General features: G+C 74.8%; 14 protein-coding genes. 7 read left to right on the forward strand and 7 right to left on the reverse strand.

Going from position 1 to position 21,949, the window contains the following annotated elements:
• Nucleotides 1-143: 143 nt before the first annotated feature.
• Nucleotides 144-602, reverse strand: coding sequence for a flavodoxin family protein (locus ACWCV9_RS01515; RefSeq protein ID WP_450783604.1), 459 nt, complete (start codon nt 600-602; stop codon nt 144-146).
• A 113-nt stretch (nt 603-715) separates the two neighbouring features.
• Between ACWCV9_RS01515 and ACWCV9_RS01520 the strand changes: the two genes are divergently transcribed.
• Nucleotides 716-1,426, forward strand: coding sequence for a lipoprotein (locus ACWCV9_RS01520; protein ID WP_450783606.1), 711 nt, complete (start codon nt 716-718; stop codon nt 1,424-1,426).
• A 45-nt stretch (nt 1,427-1,471) separates the two neighbouring features.
• On the opposite strand, the gene ACWCV9_RS01525 is transcribed toward ACWCV9_RS01520, so the two are convergent.
• Nucleotides 1,472-2,755 carry a DUF1996 domain-containing protein gene (locus ACWCV9_RS01525; RefSeq protein ID WP_450783608.1) on the reverse strand — a complete coding sequence of 428 codons (1,284 nt, stop codon included), beginning with the start codon at nt 2,753-2,755 and terminating at the stop codon, nt 1,472-1,474.
• A gap of 299 nt (nt 2,756-3,054) precedes the next feature.
• Between ACWCV9_RS01525 and ACWCV9_RS01530 the strand changes: the two genes are divergently transcribed.
• Both ACWCV9_RS01530 and ACWCV9_RS01535 read left to right on the forward strand, forming a co-directional pair.
• A complete protein-coding gene (locus tag ACWCV9_RS01530; RefSeq protein ID WP_450783610.1) occupies nt 3,055-4,563 on the forward strand; it encodes an NlpC/P60 family protein in 1,509 nt (502 codons plus the stop codon).
• A gap of 343 nt (nt 4,564-4,906) precedes the next feature.
• On the forward strand, nt 4,907-6,271 hold the full coding sequence (locus tag ACWCV9_RS01535) for an FAD-dependent oxidoreductase (RefSeq protein WP_450783612.1): 1,365 nt from the start codon (nt 4,907-4,909) through the stop codon (nt 6,269-6,271).
• A 147-nt stretch (nt 6,272-6,418) separates the two neighbouring features.
• On the opposite strand, the gene ACWCV9_RS01540 is transcribed toward ACWCV9_RS01535, so the two are convergent.
• From ACWCV9_RS01540 to ACWCV9_RS01550, 3 genes are all read right to left on the reverse strand, one after another.
• Nucleotides 6,419-11,014, reverse strand: coding sequence for a hypothetical protein (locus ACWCV9_RS01540; protein WP_450783614.1), 4,596 nt, complete (start codon nt 11,012-11,014; stop codon nt 6,419-6,421).
• Between the two features lie 155 nt (nt 11,015-11,169).
• Entirely contained in the window at nt 11,170-12,174 is a 1,005-nt protein-coding gene (locus ACWCV9_RS01545; RefSeq protein WP_450783616.1) for a hypothetical protein, read from the reverse strand.
• Nucleotides 12,171-12,566: a PadR family transcriptional regulator gene (locus tag ACWCV9_RS01550; protein ID WP_385842793.1), complete on the reverse strand. Its 396-nt coding sequence runs from the start codon at nt 12,564-12,566 to the stop codon at nt 12,171-12,173. Before ACWCV9_RS01550 ends, ACWCV9_RS01545 begins: the two co-directional genes overlap by 4 nt.
• Nucleotides 12,567-12,892: 326 nt before the next feature.
• Between ACWCV9_RS01550 and ACWCV9_RS01555 the strand changes: the two genes are divergently transcribed.
• Both ACWCV9_RS01555 and ACWCV9_RS01560 read left to right on the forward strand, forming a co-directional pair.
• On the forward strand, nt 12,893-14,056 hold the full coding sequence (locus tag ACWCV9_RS01555; RefSeq protein WP_450783618.1) for a hypothetical protein: 1,164 nt from the start codon (nt 12,893-12,895) through the stop codon (nt 14,054-14,056).
• 60 nt (nt 14,057-14,116) lie between these two features.
• A complete protein-coding gene (locus ACWCV9_RS01560) occupies nt 14,117-14,827 on the forward strand; it encodes a 2-phosphosulfolactate phosphatase (protein WP_450783620.1) in 711 nt (236 codons plus the stop codon).
• A gap of 41 nt (nt 14,828-14,868) precedes the next feature.
• Here the strand turns inward: ACWCV9_RS01560 and ACWCV9_RS01565 are convergent, their stop codons facing one another.
• Entirely contained in the window at nt 14,869-16,002 is a 1,134-nt protein-coding gene (locus tag ACWCV9_RS01565) for a hypothetical protein (protein WP_450783622.1), read from the reverse strand.
• Between the two features lie 248 nt (nt 16,003-16,250).
• Here ACWCV9_RS01565 and ACWCV9_RS01570 point away from each other — a divergent pair, with 248 nt between their 5' ends.
• Nucleotides 16,251-18,737: a SpoIIE family protein phosphatase gene (locus ACWCV9_RS01570; RefSeq protein ID WP_450783623.1), complete on the forward strand. Its 2,487-nt coding sequence runs from the start codon at nt 16,251-16,253 to the stop codon at nt 18,735-18,737.
• A gap of 83 nt (nt 18,738-18,820) precedes the next feature.
• Complete coding sequence (locus ACWCV9_RS01575; RefSeq protein WP_450783624.1) at nt 18,821-21,559, forward strand: SpoIIE family protein phosphatase; 2,739 nt, start codon at nt 18,821-18,823, stop codon at nt 21,557-21,559.
• Nucleotides 21,560-21,658: 99 nt separating this feature from the next.
• On the opposite strand, the gene ACWCV9_RS01580 is transcribed toward ACWCV9_RS01575, so the two are convergent.
• On the reverse strand, nt 21,659-21,898 hold the full coding sequence (locus tag ACWCV9_RS01580) for a hypothetical protein (RefSeq protein ID WP_450783625.1): 240 nt from the start codon (nt 21,896-21,898) through the stop codon (nt 21,659-21,661).
• Nucleotides 21,899-21,949 lie beyond the last annotated feature (51 nt).

Below are 21,949 nucleotides of genomic sequence, written 5' to 3' on the forward strand. Positions count from 1 at the left end.
GAGCTGCACCTTTCGGGCGACGCCCCTGCCGAACAAGGGGGTTTTGAAAACTCAACGACATTGGGAGTGACCCCCGGCTCAGCACCATGCCGTGTCGAAGCGCTTCGACTGGGGAGAGCACCCGAACCCCTCCCTCAAAGTCCTCAGTCGTCGGTCATCAGACCCGCCGCCAGCGTGGCACCCAGCTCCCAGCAGGCCTCCGTGTCGGCCTTGCCGGGCTCGCCGGTGACGGTCACCGGTTCGGCCGCGCGCCGCCAGCCGAGGCCGGTGGTGACGGACTCGATGGCGCGGACGGCACCCGTGACGTCGTTGCCGCCGTGGACGTAGTAGCCGAAGGGGCGGCCCCGGGTCGCGTCCAGGCAGGGGTAGTAGATCTGGTCGAAGAAATGCTTCAGCGCGCCGGACATGTAGCCGAGGTTCGCCGGCGTGCCGAGCAGGTAGCCGTCGGCCTCGAGCACATCGGAGGCGGTGGCGGCGAGGGCTGCCCGCCGCAGCACGCGCACCCCCTCGATCTCCGGGGCCGTCGCACCGGAGACGACGGACTCGAACAGGGTCTGGCAGTTGGGCGACGGGGTGTGATGGACGATCAGCAAGGTAGGCACGTCCAGCACCCTGCCGTGCGCCCGCCGCTCGCCGCAAACCCCGCCCGTTATTGCCTCCTCGGTCGTCCGCACCCTCGGCTACAGTGTCCGGCCGGACCAAGGGGAGGAAAAAGGTGCAGGTCAAGGTGGGGATCGTACGGAGGACCGCGGTGTGCGCGGCGGCGGGGACGGCGTTGCTCGCGACGGTGTTGAGCGGCTGCGCCGACGCGGACGGCGCGGGCCACCCGGGGGCCTCGACCTCGGCGGGCGCCGCGAAGGCGACGGCGAAGGCGGCGGCGAGCGGAGGCACGATCGGCGCCGCCGGAAGCGCCTGCGAACTCCCCGTCCGCTTCGAGATCGCCCGGCACTGGAAGGCCAAGTCGGTCGACTCCAAGGCGGAGTTGTCGAAGGCGTCGAAGGGCTCGGACGGATCCGGCGGCGACCCGGGCGGGGCGCTCGCCGAAGCCCTGCTGCGGCAGGGGCCGGTCACCGCCGCCTGCGAGGTCGACGCCAAGCCGGCCGGCAACATCGGCTTCCTGCGGGTGTGGACCGGCAAGCCCGGCTCCTCCGACGCGGGCCGGGTGCTGCGGGAGTTCGTCGCCGCGGAGGAGAACGTCAGCAAGGAGAAGTACCACTCCTTCACGACCGGCGGCGGTGTCTCCGGGGTGGAGGTCGAGTACCTCTACACCAGCAAGCTCCTGGACGAGACGAAGAAGGAGAGCGCGTTCGCGGTGAGCACGCCGGACGGCCCGGTCGTCGTGCACCTCGGCGGCATGGACACCGAGGAGCACGAGGCGATGCGGCCGGCGTACGACCTGGCCAAGCAGACCCTCAAGGTCGGCTGAGGGCCGCAAACCGGCGTACCGGCGGCTCGGGCGCGTAGCCCTGCGTCAGTAGCGCAGGCGCCTGGCCCGCAGGAACATGAACAGCCCTGACAGGCCGAGCAGTGTGCCGACGGCCGCGGGCCAGAGATGGGCTGTGCTCCGGCCGGGCGCGGCCTGGCGCGGTGCGGCGGAGACGGGGGTCACGGCGTCGGTCACGGGCGCGGCACCGGCGCCGGAACCCGCCACGGGGGTGGCCGCGGCCGCGAGGGCGGCGGGGTCCGGGCGGCCGCAGACACGGCCCGTGTTGATGCAGTCGACCATCTTCCGCATCAGATCCGGGGCGAAGACGGCGATGAAGTCGCTGTGGTCGGTGACGGGCTTGTGCAGCTGGTCGGGGAAGGAATCCAGCGCGAACAGCGGCACCGTACGGCCGCCGTCCCGCAGGCTCGGCGCGCGCACGTCGTAGACGAGGCGCTGCACCAGTTGCGGGATGGCGCGGAATCCGGCCGGGCAGGAGCCGTCGGCGTCGGTGAAGGCCACATGGGTGCGGTGGTCGGCGCTGTCGGTGTTGCGGCCGTCCCAGCAGCTCTGAAAGCGGAACGTGCGGACGACGTCGCTGCCGGGCGGGCACAGCGGGTACTTGTCCGTCAGCTGCCGGTCCTCGTAACCGGTGCAGCTCCACGAGGCGTTGGCGTTGCCGGGGCCGTTGACCAGGGCCTTGGCGTCGCCGGTGATGATACGGAGGAAGCGCGGCATGGCGGTGACTCTGCCGCGCGGGCTGCCCACGAACGTGAGCGTCACCTGCTTGGGCGTGAGGATCCTGCCCGCGTTGCCCTCCGTGCCCCCGCCCGGGGCCTCGGCGTCCCGCTCCCGTGTGCCGTCCTGGAGGCGCAGCACCGGCCAGTAGTACGAGGACCTGTCCCCCTGGTCGGCACAGCTCGTGCGGGCCTTGGCCAGGTCGGCGTCGCTCGCGAAGGCGTTGTTGCCCTGGTTGCCGATGTAGTCGTGGACGTGGTGGGCCCCATCGGAGACGCCGGGGGCGACGATGAGGTTGTCGGAGTTGAACAGGCCCTCCGCGTCGACCCCGCAGTCGGAGCTGAAGCTGCCGCGCGAGGCCCCGGGCCGACGGGCCGGGTCCGGCGCGGCGGGTGGTACGGCGGTGATGTCGGCGTAGTCGGAGACGACGGGGCCGTTGCCGGCCTGGCCCGCGCCGCTGCGGCCCTCGGCGGCCACGGCGGCGACTGTGGGGACGTTCACCGCGGCGAGCGCTGTTCCGCCGAGCAGCAGGGCGAGCGCCGCGAGGGTCGTACGCCGGGGACCGGTCGGGCGTCTGCGCCGGTTGCGTGCCAAGGTGGTCCTCTGTGTCTGATCACTGCTCGTTGGCATGGAGCGCCCCCGTGTCATACGCGGCGCGGGGCCGACGTGTTCAACGGAATCGCGGATTCAGCGGATTCTCACAGGAAAACACGGGCATCGCTTCTTCCCTGTCGAACATCGCGGCGAACATCACAAATACGTATCGGACATTCCACGCCTCAACCTTCACAGGGGGTACACACGTTGGCTAGGTTGACGCGGAGGCCGCCCGGCTGACCACCGGGTGCCCGCCGTCCAACTGCCTTGCGGGGCAAGGAAGGAGCACGTCTTCCATGGCGCCGGAGAGTCCCGACGAGGTGCGGCGGCGGGTCGCTTCGCTGTACGACCAGGCCGAGAACGCGACCGGTAACTACAACGCCACCCGTGCCCTGTCGGCCCGGACGCGCTCACGGGCGGTTCCGCCGGCCGGGCGGGCGGGGCGGACCGCCGACCCCGTGCTCGACCAGGTGGCCCGGCAGTGGTTCGAGGCGGCACGTGCCCAACTCGGCCCGACCGTCCCCGCGGTGCTGCCGGCCGACCGGCTCCCGTCCCGCCCGGCCGCACCCCCGCGCGCCCTCGGCCAGTCCGGCGGGGCTCCCGGAATCGGGGAGGAGCCCCTGCGGGCCGCGCTCCCGGCGCCCGCCCTGGAGCGAGCCGCGGGCCGCCCGGTGGCCGAGCTGCCACCCGCACCGACACCGGACACGCCCGGCGTCCTGCCGGCCACCCCCCTGGCCGCCGCGCCCAGCCTCCCCCCGGCCGCCCTCGCACCGGACACGACCAGCCTCCCCCCGGCCGCCCTCGCACCGGACACGACCAGCCGTATGCCGGCCGTCAGCGCGGCCCCCGGATACCCGGCGCCGACCGGCCCGTCCGGCCCACCCCCGACGCTGCTCCAGCCCCCGCTGCCCACTGCTGCCGAGACATCGCCGTACCTCCCCGACCTCACGGCACCGCTGCCGGCCACTTCCGGCCCGGCCCCGCTGCCGGAGCCGTCCGGACTCGACTGGTCGGCCGGTCCGGGCACCGACACAGCGGAACCAACGGCAGGCTGGCCCGCCCCCGTTCTCGACACTGCCGCGCCCATGGACTGGCCCGCCACGGACTTCGGCAGCACGGCTCCGCCGGAGCGGCCGGTTCCCGGCACCGGAGCGGCCGAACCCGTCGGCCTCGGCGCGCTGGAAGGGACCTCTGCGGGGACCAGCCCGGCGACGGGCTGGGACGGCGCCATGGAGACGGCCGTCCTTCCCGTTACCGGTGCGGCCGGAGCAGCGGCGCCGGGGCCCTGGACCCTGCCCGGGGTCGCCGCGCCGCGGCGCGCCGCGCCCGCCGTGACCAAGGCGGAGAACCTGCGCAGGTTCACCGCAGCCCGCGATCTGCTCGCCCGGGCTGCCGAGCAGCCGGCTCGGACCGCAGGCGCCGGTACGCCGGCCGTGCCGGTCGTCGGCCCACGGGCCGCCAAGGCCATCGCGTTCGCCCGGGCGCAGCTCGGCAAGCCCTGTGTCTGGGGTGCGACGGGGCCGGACTCCTACGACTGCTCCAGCCTGACCCAGGCCGCATGGAAGGCCGCCGGTGTCACCTTGCCGCGCGCCGCGCACCAACAGGCGCTCGCGGGTGCCCCGATCACGCTCGACGCGATCGAACCCGGTGATCTCGTGCTGTTCTTCGACGACGACCGGCACGTGGGCCTGTACACCGGCGACGGCATGATGGTGCACGCACCGGGCCCGGGGTCGTCGATCCGTGAGGAGTCGGTCCTCGGCGCCGGGGAGACGGCGATCCACCGGATCGTCAGGCCCGCCTAGGGCCTTTCTTTCGGATCAGGTCGGCTGCGGTGGCGGTGCCTTCTCGGCCGACCCGAGCGGGGTCTGGTGCGTGCAGATGCAAGGCGGAGGAGGGAGTCGACGCGGAGCGTCGGCGAGGGACGACAACGCAGCAGATGTGCGTGCCAGGGCCCGCGACGCCGGCAAGATCCGAAAGAGAGGCCCTAGGCCCACCGGGGCCCCGGACACTCACCATAAGGCCGCACTGGACAAGTCATAAGATGCCCTTATGAGGTCATAGACCGGACCCGCGTACCAACTTAGGTCTGCCTTAGTTTAGGCTTCCCGATCGAGTCGCCTGTTCACGCTCGAAGGGAACCTGATCATGCCGCGCCCCCTGCGGGTAGCCATCGTCGGAGCCGGCCCCGCCGGGATCTACGCCGCCGACGCCCTGCTCAAGTCCGAGGTGGCCGCCGACCCCGGTGTGTCCATCGACCTCTTCGAGCGGATGCCCGCCCCGTTCGGCCTGATCCGCTACGGCGTCGCGCCCGACCACCCCCGCATCAAGGGCATCATCACCGCCCTGCACCAGGTCCTGGACAAGCCGCAGATCCGGCTGTTCGGCAACGTCGGCTACCCGACGGACATCAACCTGGACGACCTCCGCGCCTTCTACGACGCGGTGATCTTCTCCACCGGCGCCATGGCCGACCGGGCGCTGCCGATACCCGGCGTCGACCTGGAGGGCTCCTACGGCGCCGCCGACTTCGTCTCCTGGTACGACGGCCACCCGGACGTGCCGCGCACCTGGCCGCTGGAGGCCGAGAAGGTCGCCGTGCTCGGTGTCGGCAACGTCGCCCTGGACGTGGCCCGCATCCTCGCCAAGACGGCGGACGAGCTGCTGCCGACGGAGATCCCGCCGAACGTCTACGAGGGTCTGAAGGCCAACAAGGCGCGGGAGATCCATGTCTTCGGCCGCCGTGGCCCGGCGCAGGCCAAGTTCAGCCCGATGGAGCTGCGCGAGCTGGACCACTCGCCGAACATCGAGGTCATCGTCGACCCCGAGGACATCGACTACGACAAGGGCTCGATCGAGACCCGGCGCGGCAACAAGCAGGCCGACATGGTCGCCAAGACCCTGGAGAACTGGGCGATCCGCGACGCCGGCGACCGCCCGCACAAGCTGTTCCTGCACTTCTTCGAGTCCCCCGCGGAGATCCTCGGCGAGGACGGCAAGGTGGTCGGTCTGCGCACCGAGCGCACCGCCCTCGACGGCACCGGCAACGTCAAGGGCACCGGCGTCTTCAAGGACTGGGACGTCACCGCCGTCTACCGCGCGGTCGGCTACCTCTCCGAGAAGCTGCCCAAGCTCCCCTGGGACATCGAGTCCGGCACCGTCCCGGACGAGGGCGGCCGGGTGATCGAGGAGAGCGGCAGCCACCTCCAGTCCACCTATGTCACCGGCTGGATCCGGCGCGGACCGATCGGCCTGATCGGGCACACCAAGGGCGACGCCAACGAGACGGTGGCCAATCTGCTGGACGACCACGCGAACGGCCGGCTGCACACCCCCTCGGCACCCGAGCCGGAGGCCGTGGACGCCTTCCTCGCCGAGCGGAACGTCCGCTTCACCACCTGGGAGGGCTGGTACAAGCTGGACGCCGCCGAGCGCGCGCTGGGCGAGCCGCAGGGCCGCGAGCGCGTGAAGATCGTCGAGCGCGAGGACATGCTGCGGGAGAGCGGGGCGTAAGTCCTCGGCCGACGGATCGGCAGACCGCCGGATCAGCGGATCGCCGGATCCGTGCGGCTCGGGTGGGGGTCGGCGCATCAGCGCCGGCCCCCACCGGCCGTTCAGGGCCCACCAGCCTTCAGACCCCGGCAGTCAGGCCCCAGCCGTTCACGCCTCGGCAGCCCGGGCGAACAGTTCGTGCAGCGGGACCGGGGGCAGCAGGCGGGGGAAGGGGCCCCACAGCCGCTTGCCCACCGCCACCGCCAGATGGCTGGTCAGCTTCCCCCTCTCCACCGGGAGATGGGGGGCGTCCAGGACGTCCCAGGTGTCGCGGGCGAACGCCGTGCGGCCGGCTCGGGGCCGCCGGCCGGTCTCCACCGCCCCCACGGCGACCAGCTCGGCCTGTGCCGCCTTGTGCCGGGCGGCCGTCCAGCCGTTCCAGAGGCGGACGTTGCGGTCCGTGGGGCGGGCGAGCGCGTGCAGCTGGAGGTGGAGCGCGGCCGCGTCCGGGCTCACCCCGAGTCTGCCGGCCGTGCTCGCCACGAGGTCGGGGACGCTGAGCGCCGGGTTGGCCTCGTACCCGCCGACCGGGACGGGGGTCGCCATGGCGCGGGCCGCCATCCGGGCCGTCCCGTCGAGCACGGCGCGGGTCTGCTCCAGGGAGCGCCGCACCGAGCCCAGGCCGGCCCGGTCGCACAGGTCCAGGGCCCGGGCCACGCGCTCCGGGTCGGTGAGCGCGGCCGGGCGGAGGAAGACGTCGCCGGTCGGTACGGCGACGACGAACAGCCCGTCGTCCACCGCCGTGGCCACCTCGGTGACCCCGTCGTGCAACGGCCTCGGGCAGGGCAGCACCGTGCCCTCGTAGGGCCGGAACGCCGGGTCGTCCACGGCCGCCCGGGCCGCTGCGCGGTCCCCGGTCAGCCCGATCAGCGTGCCCGGGTCGGCGAGCCGCTCCCGCAGTGCCTCGTGGAGCCGCAGCGCGCCCTGGGCGACGGGGTCGCCGACCGGTCGCTCGGTCAGCGCCCAGGCGATCACGGAGAGCGCCTGGACGTGGGTGGCGGATGTGCCCCAGGACCACTCCCCCACCGCCCCGTCCGCGAGCACCGGGTGCAGGGCGAGGGCGCCGGTGCGGGTGCCGACCAGCGCGCAGCCCCGCTCCGCCACGGGCGGCCGTCCTTCCGGCAGGCTGCGCGCCCAGTCGGCGGACAGCCCGAGGTCGGTCTCCAGCGCGGCGGCCAGCCCCTCGTCCGCGTACAGCCGGGTGCCGACCAGCTCGGCCCAGACCGAGGCCATGCGCTCGGCGGCCCGGTTCATGCCCTGCGGTGTCCACAGCTCGGCCGGGTCGTCCGGTATGCCGGCGGCCAGCACCGCGCGCCGGCCGTCGACGCCCAGCTTGTACCGGAAGTCGCCGTACTCGGCGGCCACGGCCTTGTTCGCCTTGTAGGGGGCGGAGCGCAGCATCTTCTGGTGGTCGTCGTGCCGGTCGCGCTGCGGGAAGCCGCCGAGGGCGAGGGCGGCGATGGAGCGGCGTACCCCGGTGCGCCAGCAGAAGACCGCCAGGGCCTCCTCCGTCAGCGGGACCGGTCCGTTGCGCTCGGCCAGTTCCACGAAGCGGGCGAGGCGCGCGGCGTCGTCCCGGCCGATCGTGACGGTGCGCTCCTCCTCGGTCCGTGCGGGGGCGGGTTCGTCGGCCGGCTGCACGAAGCGGGAGAGTCCGCCCCGGGCGGGGCCGGCCGCCGCACGCGGCACCGCGGCCACCTCTTCCTGGGGTGCCCGGCCGGTGCGCCAGACGGTTCCCGGCGCGGCGAACGGCTGCTCGCTCCAGGTGCGCAGCAGCGCGGTCAGGGCTGCCCGCTGCTCGTCGGGGGTGGTCTCGACGGCGGCCCGCCAGGCGACCGCGTCGATGCCGTCGAGCAGTGTCTGCCACTCCGCCGGCCGGGAGGGCGGGGCCAGGCTGCGGGTCTCGTCGTCGATGTCGCCGCGCAGGAAGCGGCCGTCGGCGGCGACGGCGGTGAGGGTGCCGGGGTGCCGCTCGGGCCGGTAGGCCTCGTAGGCGCGCAGCTCGGGCAGGAGCCCGGACAGGGCGGGGACGAGGACGGTGTCGGGGATGTCGGCGGGCAGGTGCACCACCGGGCCGGCCCGCATGATGCCGACGCGCCGGGACAGGTCCTGGCGGCGCCGCAGGACGTCCGCCGCGAGCCGGGCGGCGCGCGCCACACCGTCGCGGATCCGGGGGTCGCCGACCCCGGGCAGCAGCCGGGTGACGCGGCTGCGCAGCCGGTCCTCGTCCGGGGAGTCCAGGGCGGCGTCCAGCAGGGCGCGCACGGTGGTCTCGTCGACCGTGCGCAGGGTCTTGGAGGATGCCTCGTCGCGTGGGGTGAGGAAGTGCCAGTAGGCGGGCGGGGGCATCGGCCCGGCGTGCTCGCCGAGGGTGGGCGGGTGGTCGCGGTCCCGCTCGGCCGGCGGCGCAAAGCCCTGCACCTGCCAGAGCGGTGAGTTGTCCGAGGCCGCGTGGCAGCGGACGGTCGTGTAGCCGACGGTCACGGTCTGCTCGCCGCCCGCCGGGAGGGCGAGGATCCCCCAGGGGCGCCGGCCGAGGCGGCGGCTGCGGTAGCGGGCGGTGCGGCCGTCGACGGACTCCAGCAGGAAGTCGGTGGGGGACGGGCCTCGGTAGGGGGTGCGGTTGAGGACGCGGCAGCCGACCAGCCGTCCGGACTGGCCCAGCGGGGAGTCGGGGGCGCCCTCGGGGAGCGCCGCGAGGTACTGGCCGTCCTCGAACTCCTCCATCCCGGGCGGGACTTCGCGGTCACGGTGGAACGCGGGCAGGTCGGGGCCGCCCAGCGGGGCACCGGTCACGGGGTCGTACGGCGTCCAGCGGCCGCGGGAGTGGAAGACCTCGGCGCTGTAGAAGCGGTGGCCGTCGCTCATCTGGAGTTCGTGGTCGCCGATGCCCTCGCGTCCGCCGGGACGCAGCACCCGCTCCCCGTCGAACCGGCCGGTCCCGTCCAGGGTTTCGAACTGGTAGCCGAACGCGCCGTCGGTCAGTCCGGCGTACGGCTGGAGGCCGAGGACGTGCTCCGGGATGAAGACCTCGTCCGGGCGGTCGGCCCAGAACGCCCTCTGGGAGCTGACCGAGTACCGGCCTCCGGTCCGCCAGCTGACGAGGAACGCCCCGCCGACGTAGTGGACGGCGTGCGAGGTCGCCTCGTCCGGCACCTGGTAGGTGCAGCTCGCGCGCGTGCCCGCGGGCCCGACCGCCACCGCGCGCCCGCCGTCGAAGACGGTGAGGACGGGCCAGGTGCAGGTGACGCGGAGGGTGTCGGCCCGGTCGAAGCCGGCGACGGCCGCCTCCAGGGCGGGCCAGACGAGTTCCTCGGGCAGTCCGGCGCGCAGGGCGCGGGCCAGCGGGCCGGTGAGGTCCAGGGCGGCCAGCGCCTCCTCGATGCCCTCCAGCGCGGTGGCCGTGGGCCGGTCGAGGAGCCCGGCCAGTTCCGTCACCGCCTCGTCGGCGGCGGCCAGGCCACCGCCGCGGAGCGTACCGAGCAGGCTTTCGACACGGGTGTGCACCTCGGCCGCGATGCCGGCGTTCTGCGGGAGGCGGGTGATCGCCGTACCGGTGCCGCGCAGTTCCGCGTGGACGGTGCCTTCCAGGCGGCGGCCGAAGACCGGGTCGGCGGCCAGTGCCCTGAGGTCGCGGCGGGAGCGGTCGCCCCAGAAGGTCAGCCGTACGGCGTCGCCCGGGTCGTGGACAACGATGCCTTCGGCGAGGCAGGCGTCCAGCAGGTCGGCGTCCAGGCCCGGGTAGCGGTACCGGTCCTCGTGGATCCGCACCGGGGTGCCGGCGGCTCGCAGCCGGGGCGCGAAGCGGGTGACGATCTCGAAGAGTTCGGCCGGCATGGGCTGGCGGGCCACACCGCCGTAGGGCACCTTCCGGTGGGCGTAGCTGCGCGTGTACCGGGCGAGCCAGCCCGCGAGGCCGCCCTCGGGCACCAGGTGGCCGGCCGCGGCGGCGTCCACGACGCCCCCGCGCAGCAGCAGCCGTAGCCAGCCGGCCGCGTCGGTACGGGAGTCCGGGAACAGGTCGAGCAACGCTGCCTGGACGTCCGGGCCTTGGGGGTGGTCGGCCAGCGGCGCGGTCGCGGCCTCCAGCAGCGCGTCCGGGACGGCCTTGCCCCGGGCGCCGGCGAGGACGCTCCCGAGGACGCGGGCGTCCTCGTCCGTGCCGAGCCCGGCGGCCCGCGCGGACGCCCTGATCCGGCGGGCGAGGTCGGCGGGCAGCTCTCCCGAGGAGTCCGCCCAGGCGGTGAGCACGCGCACATACTCCGCGTGTGCCTCGGCGGGCGGCAGCTGCCCGGCCAGCCAGCGCTGATGCTCGCTCAGTTCCTTGACCGGCAGGCCGCCTCGGGAGGCGCACAGCAGTGCGTTGGCCCGCCGCCAGTCCGGGTCGACGGGCAGCGCGTGTTCCTGTTCCGCCTTACGGGCCAGGCTGTAGGCCTTGGCGGCGGCGCGGCCGGGGTAGCCCAGCAGACGGTGTGCCACCGTGTCCCAGAACCAGGGCAGATGGGCGGCCGGCAGCCGGCCCGCCCGCCGCCGCAGCGTCTCCAGGCAGCGGCCCATCTTCGGATACGCCGAGCCCACGGCCGCGGCCACCTCGTCGAGCAGAGCGCCGGCGGCGGACGCGGCGCCGGGGTCGTGGGAGGTGACCCACAGGACGTAGGTCGCCGACCGGTGGGACTCCGTGGGCAGCAGGGCGTGAGTGAGCATGCGACCGATCTTGGCACGTGGGTACGACAGCCGGTCACGGGCCTGTGGACAACCGGGGAAGCCCCCGACGCGAACCCACGCACACCCCGGGAAAGGCCGGGGTCGTCCCCACCAGGGCCCGCACCATGCCCCGGCCGCCCATCCGTCACATCCGGTCAGCGGCGGGCGAGTTCGCGGCCTCCCACCACAGCCAGGACCGCCGTAAGCAGCGTGAGCGCGGCCGTCTGGCCGAGGCCGCCGCCGACGTACACGGCGGGCAGGTCGAGCCCGAGCCACGGGTACAGGGCGGTGACGCGCACGGCCAGGAGCAGCAGGCCGAGCGCGGCGAGCGCGAGGGCCACGCCCGGTCCGCCCGGTTCGGTCCGGCGGGCGCGCCACAGCAGCCAGCCGAGCGCCCCGACGACGAAGCAGTTGACGGGCGCCCAGGCCAGGTCGGCGGCAGCGGCCGGCAGCACCACCTGGGAGGCGCCCATCACCACGCACGTCGCCATGAGAACGAGCCCGGGCGAGCCCACCGGCAGCCGGGCCGGGGGCGCGTCCCGGTGGTAGGCGGCGCACAGCGCCAGGACCGGCAGCCAGGTGAAGAGCAGATAGGTGAAGGTGAACACCGGCATCGAGAGGAAGGCGACACCCAGCACCGAGCCGAGCAGCGGCCACAGCGTCGGCAGCGCGGCCACGGCGGCGCAGATCCGGGCGAGACGGCGGCGGTCGTACAGCAGGGCGAAGTAGGCGGCAGCCCAGCCCAGCGGCAGGATCCACTGCGCGGCGGCGACGGCCGCGGCGAGCGGGCCGTGGTCGGTGAACTCCGCCAGGAACATCTGCCGCTGCGCGCTGCCGTGGGTGAACGACCAGGTCAGCTGGAGGACCGGCACGACGACCGCGGAGGCCGCCTGGAGCAGCACGGCCCACAGCACGAAGACGCGGACGGACGAGCCGAGGAGGGCGTAGCCGCGCGGCGCGCCGGGGGCGCCCAGCCGGCACCGTACGGCGAGGGCCGCGATGCTCGCCATCTCGCCGAGCGTGGGCCGGCTCTGGTCCTGGGTGTCCCGGTCGAGGTCGCCCAGGTAGGTCTCGACCATCTCCTCCTCGCGCTCCCTGCGGTAGTAGGCGGGGAGCAGGCGCAGGACGGTGCGGTAGCGGGATTCCAGCAGGGTGGTCATGCGTAGCCTCCCGCGAGTCCGGGTGCCGTGGGGGGTTCGTGGCCCGCCGGGGTGCCGGGGGCGGGGCGGGCCGCGGTGCCGGTGCGGCGGCCCTCGGCGATGCGCCGCTTGGCGGCCCCGGCACCGGCCGCCATCCGTTCGGCCTCGGCGTCGAGTGCGGTGACGCCGTCGTCGGTGAGCCGGTAGTAGCGGCGCAGCCGGCCCTGCTGGACCTCTTCCCGGTCCAGCACGATCAGGCCGTCGGCGGTGAGCCGGTCCAGCACGCCGTACAGGGTGCCGACGCGCAACTGCACTTCGCCGTCGGACAGTTCCTCGACCTCGCGCAGGATGCCGTAGCCGTGCCGCGGCTGGTCGGCGAGCGCGGTGAGGACGAAGAACGCCGCCCGGGTCATGCTCTTCGCTGTCATACAGCCATGATATATCGGCCGCCGATATATATCGAGCGATGCACTCGTGCGGGTCGCGGAACGGCGTCCGCCCCTGAGCGGATGGACGGGCGGACCCCGTTCGCCGGACCATTGTGGGCGGCGTGCCGGGGCGGGACCACGGGCGTGCGGCGGTCGCCCGGGGCGTTCACCGCGCACTCCGGACGCGCGCCGCACACCCCGTGCGCGGGTCCGCCCGCGCGTGCCGCGCGGCGCGCCGCCCCCCGCCTTCGGTCCGGGCGGCCGAGCGGTGATACTGGGAGGTACACCCGCCCCCATCAGCAGATTGGCTCATGTCGAACTCCGCCACCGACCACGCCACCCTTCCGCAGACCCTCTGGGCGGCCCGGGGCCGCCACACCGGTCCCGACCCCGACGACGTCGTACGCCGCACCCTGCACCGGCACAAGGAGAGCGGGGACATCGACGACTTCGCCGAGCCGCCGGCGCCCGAGGAGGCGACCGGCCGGATCTTCGAGGCCCGATGGCGGGCCGGCGGCACGGTGACGGTCCGGGCCCGGCTCACCCTGGAACCCCGCCGGGCCAGGCCGCAGGGGCACGAGTGGCGGCTCGTCGCGGAGGCGGAGCGCCCCTGGGACGACGCTTGGCCCTCGCCCGCGACGCTGTTCTGGCCCGAGGGCGGCCCCGCCGAGGGGGCCGACGGCTCCTGGGACCATCACGCCACAGCCGTCGGCGTGCGCTTCCGCCAGGTCAACCCGCTGCCCGCGGACGACAAGGAGATGAAGCGGCGGCTGCGGGACGCGGCCCGCGAGGCCTGGTGCGTCAACCTGGTCGTGCACGAGGCGATGACCCCGGACGAGCAGGGCAGGCTGCCGCTGGCCCGGCTGCTGCCGCCCGGCCTGCGCCACCGGGTGATCGAGCACCGCGCGGCCCCGCACCAGTTCCGGGCCGTCAACTGGGCGCTGAAGGACCTCGGCGTCGAGGTGCCGCGCGGCGGCGCCGTACTGCTGCCACCGGACCCGGCACCGGACGGCTACGACGGCCGGGACCACCGCGTACGCACCGTCTTCCTGGACGGCTCCGTGCCGGAGGAACTCCTGGCGGCGCTGCGGCACTTCGTGGCCCTGCCCCGCCCCCTGCCCCAGGACGCCGCGGCCGCGCTGACGGATCTGCGCGACAACTGGACCCTGATGACCCTCCAGGAGGAGCTGGAGCGCGAACGGCGGCGGGTCGCGATGTACGCCGAGGCGCTGGAGGCGATGACGAAGTCCCGGGACCTGTACAAGGAGGCCGCCGAGCAGGCCCTGGAAGCGCTGGCCGCCTACCGGGACGTCCCGCCCGCCGCGCTGCCGCAGCAGCGGCCCGCCGTCAAGGCACCCGCCGCGCTCCAGCAGCTGACGCGCACGTTCGAGCGGCTGCGGTTCGGCGGCCGGGGGAAGGCCGAAGCCGAGGACACCGGCATCGAGGGCGGCGCTGGGCAAGACCGGCCGTCGTAGGACTTCCGCACGCCGGGAAATCGCGTGCCGGGCTGACGGTGCGGGCGGCACCATGGTGCGATGGAAACCGTGTTCACCGGCATCACCGGCGCTCCGAAGGCCCCGGCCGTGGCCGTCGTCGTCGATGTGATGCGCGCGTTCACCGTGGCGGCCTGGGCGTTCCGGCGCGGCGCCGAGCGGATCGTGTTCGCGGGCAGCCAACAGGAGGCGCTGGAGTTGAAGGCCCGTCACCCGGGGTGGCTCGCCTTCCAGGACGGGGAGCCGGTGCCGGGGTTCGACCTCGCCAACTCGCCCGCCCGGCTGCGCTCACTGGATGTACGAGGCCGCACGGTGGTGCAGAAGACCACCGCCGGGACCGCCGGTGCACTCGCGGTGGCGGACGCCGGGCTGCTGCTGTGCGCGAGTTTCGTGGTGGCCGGAGCGACCGCCGACCTGCTGCGGCGCGCCCGGCCGGAGTCGGTGACCTTCGTCGTCACCGGGGACGGCGGGCACGCGGCGGAGGATCTGGCCTGCGCCCAGTACATCGCCGAGCGCGTCCGCACGGCCGGCGCCACCGACCCGGCCCCCTATCTCGACCGGGCCCGGCGCTCCGACGCCGCCGCCCGGCTGGCCGCCTGGGTGCGACGCGGCTCGGCAGGTGTCCATCCCGAGGACGTAAGGCTGTGCCTGGAGGCGGACACCTTTCCGTTCGCCATGGCGGCCGGCCGGACCGAGGGCCACCTGGTGCTGCGGCCCGTGGCCGTCGGCGGGCCGGGTCACCCTCGGGAGTGAGTCATTCGCCGTCGGCGGGCCGGGTCACCCTGCGGGATGAGTCAGCCGCCTTCGTCGCGGCGGGAGTTGTCCCTGGCCAGCGCGGTCAGCAGGATCGCCAGCGCGGCGAGCGCGGCCGTCGCCGCCGCAGTGATGGCGAGCCAGGGCGGGGCCAGGGCCGTGGCCCACAGCCGGCTCGGGTCGGGCAGTCCGAACCGCCCCGCCAGCCCCTGGCCCGCGGCGAGCGCCGCCGTGACCCCGAACGCGCCGGTCGCGGCGACGAGCCGGGTCTGCGCCCCGCGGGCGGCCAGGGCGAGGGCCAGTAGCAGGCAGAGCGCCGAGCCGAGGGCCCCGGCGCCGAGAACGCCGTACGACGGTCCGGCCCACTGGCGCGGGACGTGCGCCACCCCGCACAGCAGGACCAGCAGCGCGGCGCCGCGGGCCCACAGGACGGTCCGGGCCGGTCGCCGGTTGCGCGCCGTCCGGCGCGTGACGGACCGCTCCTTCCTCGGCCGGGACTTCCCCGGGTGTTCCGGCTTCGGTCGCTCCGCGCGGTCGGCCGCAGCCACCGCCGGAGTGTCGGTCTCCGCCGCCGCGAGCGCGGCTTCGGGAGCCGCCGGCTCGGGCCTCGGGTGGACGCGCCCCGGCCGTTCCGCGGCCAGCCGGCCGATCAGCTCGGCGAGTTCCTCGACGGGCCGGTTGGCGGCCGCCGCCTGCACGGCGGCCTGTCCGCAGTGCGGCTCCACGGGGGCGCGGTGCAGCAACTGCATCAGCCGGGTGACGTCCTCCACCGGACGGCGTTCGGCGGCGGCGCGGATCGCCTCGTCCGCGCTGTCGGTCCCCCGGGGCGGCTTGGTCAGCAGGGTCACCAGCCGGGTGACGTCCTCCACGGGCCGGTCGACCCCGGCCGCGCGCAGCGCGTCGGCGGTGGCCCGGGTGTACTCGGGCGAGCTTTCCAGCAGCGTGATGAGCCGGACGACGTCCTCCAGCGGGCGGTCGGCGACGGCCGCGCGGACGAGAGCGTCCACGGGATCGCCGTAGGGGAGATCGTCCTCGTGGCCGGTCCCGGGGAGTATCTCCGGCAAGGGCACGGGTCGGGTCAGCAGGTGGGCGGAGGGGATGGGGACGCCTGGGGCGGCCGGTGCGGAGGCTATCAGGGAGTCGTCGGGACGGGGGGACGAAGAGCGGGTGGTCATCTCGGCTCCAGGAGAAGGGTGCGGCCGCACCTGCGCCCGCGCGTGCGATCGCGGCATGTCGCAGTCCATTACTAGGAGCGGTCCGAGACCCCCGCCACTCGGGCGCGGCACTGGTGTGAGCCGTACGGTGCCGGGCCGGGCGGCCCCGGGCGGGGGGTCCGTATGTTCGCCCAGGTGCGTTGGGCGGGGGTTCGGGCGCATTCTTGCTGTGTCGTCCACCCGGCGGCGCATGGAGCGAGGTAGAGCCGATGGCCGTGGAGCAGACGGTCCGTACGCGGGCCCGGCTGGCCGCGTTGCTGGCCGACGCCTCCACCGGTGCGCTCCGCGCCGCCGGTGGCCAGGTGGCGGGTGTGTACCTGCGCTCGCGCACGCCCGGCCTGCTGCGGCTCGCGGTGCTCGTCGGACTGCCCGGCCCGCTGTTCAAGCCGTGGTGGCGGCTCCAGGTGGACCGGCCCTTCCCGGTCGCCGACGCCTACCGGCTCGGTGTGCAGGTGGTACTGCCGAACGCCGCGGAGACGGTCCGCCGCTATCCGCAGTTCGCGGCCGGGCTGCCGTTCCCGGTCGGCTCGGTGCACATACCGGTGCCGGGCGGGCGCGAGCCGCTCGGTGTGCTCACGCTGCTGCACCCGGCGGTGGCCGAGTCCGTGGACGAGCTGCTGGACCGGGAACTGCTCGGGCGGCTGGCCGAGGGGCTCGGCGCCGAACTGCTGGCGCTCGCCGACGGGACGCCGGAGGCGGTCGTCTGGGACGGCGAACCGCTGTGCGTACGGCCCCCGGCGAGCCGCCCCCCGCAGGCCGCCGTGGCCCGGTTCACCTGGGACCCGGCGACCTCGGCGGTGCACGCGGACGACCGGCTGTGCGCCATGCTCGGACTGCCCCCCGGCACGCTCCCCGAGACGGCCACGGCACTCGCGGCGGCCCTGGCCCCGGACGACGCCCACCGCATCCTGGCGGCCCTGCGCGAGACCGCCGCCGGGCGGCCGCCGGGCACGCCGCTCAGCCTGCGCGCGCGGGACGGAGCGCCGCGGCTGCTGGACCTGTGGCGGACGGGGACGGACGGCGCCGGGCCGCAGGTCGGCGGGATCGTCCTCGACCCCGGCCGGGCCGCCGCCGCGGACGGCGCCGCCGATCCGCTGCCGCAGGGCGTGTTCAGCCTGGACCGGCTGGGCCTGATCGTGTACGCCAACCCGGCCGCCGCCCGGCTCACCGGCCGGCCGCGGGAGGAGCTGCTCGGCCGTCCGCTGTGGGAGGCGCTGCCCTGGCTGACCAGGCCGCCGTACGACGACCATCTGCGCAGTGCCCTGCTGGCTCCCGACCCGGTGCACTTCCATGCGCGACGGCCGGAGGGGGACCGGGCGGAGTCCGGGGACGGCGACTGGCTCGCCGTGTCGGTCCACCCCGGCGAGTCCACGCTGACCTGCACACTCGTCCCGGCCAGCCGGGTGGACGCGCCCGCCCCGCCGGCCCCCGATGCGGGGTTGCCGGAGGAGGGCCACTCGATGGCGCCGCTGTACCGGCCTGTCGCGCTGGCCATCGCACTGACGGACGCGGTGACGGCGCGCCAGGTGTCGACGGTGGTCACGCAGGAGCTGCTGCCCGCGTTCGGCGGCCGCCGGCTGGCCATCTACCTGCTCCAGGACCGGCATCTGTACCTGGCCTGGGAGACCGGCTTCCCCAAGGGCTTCCTCGTCCCGTTCGACGGGGTCGGCCTGGACGCGCATCTGCCCGGTGTGGAGACCCTGACCACCGGCCGGCCGCTGTTCTTCGAGTCGATGCAGCAGCTCGCGGCGGCCTATCCGGGCATCCCCCTGGACGCCGACGAGGGCGCCCGCGCCTTCCTGCCGCTGATCGCCTCGGGCCGCCCGGTCGGCTCGTGCATCCTCGGCTTCGATGGCTCTCGCCGCTTCAGCACGGAGGAGAAGACGGTCCTCACCGCGCTCGCCGGGCTGATCGCGCACGCCATGGAACGGGCCCGGCGCTACGACAGCGAGGCGGCCCTCGCCCGGGGACTTCAGCAGGCGCTGCTGCCGCGCCGGCTGTCGGCGCACCCGCTGGTGGAGACCGCGGGCCGGTATCTGCCGGGCACCCAGGGCATGGACGTGGGCGGCGACTGGTACGACGTGGTGGAGGCCGGTGACGGGCTCGCGCTGGTCATCGGCGACGTCCAGGGACACGGGGTGCAGGCGGCGGCCACCATGGGCCAGCTGCGCAGTGCGGTGCGGGCGTTCGCGCTGGGCGACCGGCCGCCGGACGAGGTGCTCAGCGGGACCAACCACCTGCTGATCGACCTGGACCCGGGCCAGTTCGCCAGCTGCTGCTATCTGCGCCTGGACCCGGCCACCGGCCGCGCCCGGGTCGCCCGGGCGGGCCATCCGCCGCCGCTGCTGCGCTCCCCCGCCGGGCCGACCCGGCTGCTGGAGGTCCCGGGCGGGGTCGTCCTCGGCGTGGACCCGCGGGCCCGCTACCCGGTGACCGAGCTGCTGCTGGAGCCGGACGCCATCCTCGCCCTGTACACGGACGGGCTGGTGGAGCGGCCGGGCGCGGACATCGACGACGGCATCACGGCGCTGCGGCTGGCGCTGAGCCGGGCCGGGGCAGCCCCCGGACGGCGGGGCCGGCGGTCCCTGACCGGGGTCGCCGACCGGCTCACCACCACCGCCCGGCACGCCCCCGACCGGCCCGACGACGTGGCGCTGTTGCTGGCCGCCCGCCGTTCGGCACCGGTGTACCGGTGACCGGGCCGGGCCGCCCCGCGGGGCGGCCGTCGCTTCCGGGGACGGTCTCGCCTGACGAGGCCGGGCAGTGTAGACATGGGCACATGGTGCGACTGCCCGGCGGGCCCGCGACCCCGCCGCCCCGACCTTCCGGGCATCCGCGCGCACCGCAGGGTCCCCGCCCCGGCCGGCAGGGCGATGACGACGGGCGGCTCGGGGTGCTGCGGGCGGCGGTGTCCGGGCGCAGCGTGGCCGGGCAGGTGTTCGTGCTCCAGGTGGTCATCGTGCTGCTGCTGGTCGTCGCGGCCGTGGTGGCGCAGGTGCTCCAGGTGCGGCGGGACACCGATATGGAGGCGGAGCACCGTTCCCTGGCCGTGGCCGAGACGTTCGCCAACGCGCCGGGCACGGCGGCCGCGCTGCGCTCGGCGCACCCGACGGCCCTGCTCCAGCCGCACGCGGAGGCGGCCCGCAAGGCGACCGGTGTGGACTTCATCGTGGTGATGAACACCGATGGCATCCGCTACACGCATCCCAAACCGGACCGCATCGGCAAGAAATTCGTCGGCACGATCGGCCCGGCGCTGGCCGGTGGCACGGTCACCGAGCACGTCAACGGCACGATAGGGCCGCTGGTGCAGGTGGTGGTGCCGGTGAAGGATCCGGCGGGCAGGGTGGTGGGCCTGGTGTCGGCGGGCATCACCACCGCCCATGTGGGCGGGGCCGCCGCCCAGCAGCTGCCGCTGCTGCTCGCGGCGGCCGCGGCGGCGCTCGCGCTGGCGACCGCGGGCACGGCGCTGGTCAGCCGACGGCTGCTGCGGCAGACCCGCGGCCTCGGCCCGTACGAGATGACCCGGATGTACGAACACCATGACGCGGTGCTGCACGCCGTCCGGGAAGGGGTGCTGATCGTCGGCGGTGACGGCCGGCTGCTGCTCGCCAACGACGAGGCGCACCGGCTGCTGGACCTGCCCGCGGACGCCGAGCGGCGGCATGTGCTGGAGCTGGGCCTGGACGATGTGACGGCCGGGCTGCTGGCCTCGGGCCGGGTCGCCACGGACGAGGTGCACCTGGTGAAGGACCGGCTGCTGGCGATCAACCAGCGGCCCACGGACCTGCGCGGCGGCCCGGCCGGGAGCGTCACCACGCTGCGCGACTCCACCGAGCTGCGGGCGCTGTCCGGCCGTGCGGAGGTGGCCCGCGAGCGGCTGAACATGCTGTACGACGCCGGGGTGGGCATCGGCACCAGCCTGGACGTGACGCGTACCGCCGAGGAGCTGGCCGAGCTGGCGGTGCCCCGGTTCGCGGACTTCGCGACGGTGGACCTGTTCGACGCCGTGCTGAACGGCGAGGAGCCCCGGCCCGGGACCGCGCTGCGCCGCGCCGCCTGCACCGGCATCCGCAAGGACGCCCCGCTGTACCCGGCCGGGGAGCGCATCCGGTTCGTCGCCACCTCGCCGCAGGCGCGCAGCCTGACCACCGGCCAGTCGGTGGTGGAGCCCCGGCTGCGCGAGGCGCCCGGCTGGCGTGCGCAGGACCTGGAACGCACCGACCTGGTCCTCGCCTACGGCATCCACTCGCTGCTGACCGTGCCGCTGCGGGCGGGCAGCCTGGTGCTGGGGGTGGCGAACTTCTGGCGCTCGGAGAAGCCGCAGCCGTTCGACGCCGAAGAGCTGGCGCTGGCCGAGGAGCTGGTGGCCCGGGCGGCGGTCTCCATCGACAACGCGCGCCGGTACACCCGCGAGCACAGCATGGCGGTGACCCTCCAGCGCAGTCTGCTGCCGCGGACGCTGCCCGACCAGGGGGCGCTGGAGATCGCCTACCGGTATCTTCCGGCGCAGTCCGGGGTGGGCGGCGACTGGTTCGACGTGCTGCCGCTGTCCGGTGCCCGGGTGGCGCTGGTCGTGGGGGACGTGGTGGGGCACGGGCTGCACGCGGCGGCGACCATGGGCCGGCTGCGCACCGCCGTGCACAACTTCTCCGCACTCGATCTGCCGCCGGACGAACTCCTCGGCCTGCTGGACGAGCTGGTCGGCCGGATCGACCAGGACGAGAACCCCGCGGGCGAGGGCGCGCTGGTCACCGGAGCGACCTGTCTGTACGCGGTCTACGACCCGGTCACCGGGCGGTGCAGCGTGGCCCGGGCCGGCCATCCGCCGCCGGCGCTGGTGCACCCCGACGGCCGGGTGGAGTACCCGGAGGTGCCCGCGGGGCCGCCGCTGGGGCTCGGCGGGCTGCCGTTCGAGACGGCGGACCTGGAGCTGGCGGAGGGCAGCCGGCTGGTGCTGTACACCGACGGGCTGGTGGAGGACCGGGACCGGGACATCGACATCGGTCTCGAGCTGTTGCGCGACGCCCTGCTGCGCACGCCGGGTGCCTCCGCGGAGGAGACCTGCCGGACGGTGCTGGACCGGCTCCCGGCCCGCCCGAGCGACGATGTCGCGCTGATCGTGGCCCGCACCCGTGTGCTGGGTGCCGACCGGGTCGCGGAGTGGCAGGTGCCGTCCGACCCGGCGGCCGTGTCCGAGGTACGCGCCTCGGTGACCCGGCAGCTGGCCGAGTGGGACCTGGACGAGCTGGCGTTCACCACGGAGCTGGTGTTGAGCGAGCTGGTCACCAACGCGATCCGCTACGGGCGCGGCCCGATCGGCGTACGGCTGCTGCGCGACCGGACGCTGATCTGCGAGGTGTCCGACGGCAGCACGACCTCGCCGCATCTGCGGTACGCGGCGAGCACGGACGAGGGCGGCCGGGGCCTGTTCCTGGTCGCCCAGCTCGCCGACCGCTGGGGCACCCGCTACACCCCGCACGGCAAGATCATCTGGGCGGAGCAGCCGCTGCCGTGACGGCGCGCGGCAGGCAGAGGGCCCGGCGGAGGTCTGCGCCCCGAGGGGCGGGCCGCCGGGCCCGTTGCGTGGTGCTCTCCGTCCGAGGCCGGGCGGAGGTCAGCCGCCGTCGAGGCGCGAGCGCAGCAGCTGCTTGCCCATCTCGGCGCCCTTGCGGCTGTCCGCCTGGGCCTTGCGGAACAGCTCCATCACCTCGTCGTCGTGGTCACGCTCGGCGTCCTGGATGTACGTCTCCAGGCGCAGGGCGTTGTCGAGGCACGCCTCGACGTACCAGATCAGGTCGTAGCTCTTGTCGCGGGTGCCGGTGACCCCGCCCGTCTCGCTGGTGCTGCTGGTCATGCGGGGGCTCCCTCCTTGTCGACTTTGTCGGCATCTGTCCTGTGCGCCCAC

This window comes from Streptomyces sp. NPDC001606 (assembly GCF_053596835.1).

What these genes read in the sequence shown, in the direction of transcription:
- ACWCV9_RS01530 (WP_450783610.1), top strand. Translation starts at nt 3,055, where the DNA reads ATGGCGCCGGAGAGTCCCGACGAGGTGCGGCGGCGGGTCGCTTCGCTG.
- ACWCV9_RS01535 (WP_450783612.1), top strand. Translation starts at nt 4,907, where the DNA reads ATGCCGCGCCCCCTGCGGGTAGCCATCGTCGGAGCCGGCCCCGCCGGG.
- ACWCV9_RS01540 (WP_450783614.1), bottom strand. Translation starts at nt 11,014, where the DNA reads ATGCTCACTCACGCCCTGCTGCCCACGGAGTCCCACCGGTCGGCGACC.
- ACWCV9_RS01545 (WP_450783616.1), bottom strand. Translation starts at nt 12,174, where the DNA reads ATGACCACCCTGCTGGAATCCCGCTACCGCACCGTCCTGCGCCTGCTC.
- ACWCV9_RS01550 (WP_385842793.1), bottom strand. Translation starts at nt 12,566, where the DNA reads ATGACCCGGGCGGCGTTCTTCGTCCTCACCGCGCTCGCCGACCAGCCG.
- ACWCV9_RS01555 (WP_450783618.1), top strand. Translation starts at nt 12,893, where the DNA reads ATGTCGAACTCCGCCACCGACCACGCCACCCTTCCGCAGACCCTCTGG.
- ACWCV9_RS01560 (WP_450783620.1), top strand. Translation starts at nt 14,117, where the DNA reads ATGGAAACCGTGTTCACCGGCATCACCGGCGCTCCGAAGGCCCCGGCC.
- ACWCV9_RS01565 (WP_450783622.1), bottom strand. Translation starts at nt 16,002, where the DNA reads ATGACCACCCGCTCTTCGTCCCCCCGTCCCGACGACTCCCTGATAGCC.
- ACWCV9_RS01570 (WP_450783623.1), top strand. Translation starts at nt 16,251, where the DNA reads ATGGCCGTGGAGCAGACGGTCCGTACGCGGGCCCGGCTGGCCGCGTTG.
- ACWCV9_RS01575 (WP_450783624.1), top strand. Translation starts at nt 18,821, where the DNA reads ATGGTGCGACTGCCCGGCGGGCCCGCGACCCCGCCGCCCCGACCTTCC.
- ACWCV9_RS01580 (WP_450783625.1), bottom strand. Translation starts at nt 21,898, where the DNA reads ATGACCAGCAGCACCAGCGAGACGGGCGGGGTCACCGGCACCCGCGAC.